Here is a 627-nt window from a genome sequence, read left to right on the forward strand (position 1 = left end):
AACCAATCACAAGCCTTACCATCATCTTTTAATTCAGCTTTCCGACTTTCAAAAGCATCTACGGCAATGTCTTTTAAATAATGGAGATTGCTTATTGCCTCACGCTTTTGTTTATTGCGTTCTTTAATGGGGTCACGCCCCTCACGTAAAACCGAACGCCACCCAGTTGCCAATTCACGGGCTTGTTTTAAAGAGACATCTCGCAACGCTCCCAAGCCCATTTTACGACGACGTCCGTGAAGGGTATACCGTAAAATCCATTGAGCACCTCCATCTTTACGCTTATGAAGTAACAAGCCAGCACCATCATTATATTTGCCAGCCCCCAATGTTGCGACAGCCCTTGCATTAAGACGGTTCATAAGTGTCATTTTAAATCCTTTCTTATACAAATTTGATCCACACATTCATCCCGCTTGTGATGTGCAAATGAGTGGTTTTGATTGAAGCAATATAAACTGATTTAAAATGAGACAATCTTAGGTTATTCGGGACTCTCATTCAATATGAATAACGATAGATTGTCATTATAAATCAATGCCTTGTAGATATAGAGAGTGTTGATGAGGAGCATCCATGGTTTGTGCACGCGTTTGATTTGATTAAGGCGCGTGCAAAATATGAACT

The 627-nt window shown here is 40.5% G+C and carries 1 protein-coding gene; it reads right to left on the reverse strand.

The window, feature by feature from the left end:
• Nucleotides 1-371: Arm DNA-binding domain-containing protein (locus tag ACFIMU_RS08745; RefSeq protein WP_375697040.1), on the reverse strand; the 371-nt coding region annotated here is incomplete at its 3' end.
• Nucleotides 372-627: the final 256 nt, after the last annotated feature.

The organism is Bartonella sp. AC70YNML (assembly GCF_042196545.1).
GTDB lineage: Bacteria > Pseudomonadota > Alphaproteobacteria > Rhizobiales > Rhizobiaceae > Bartonella.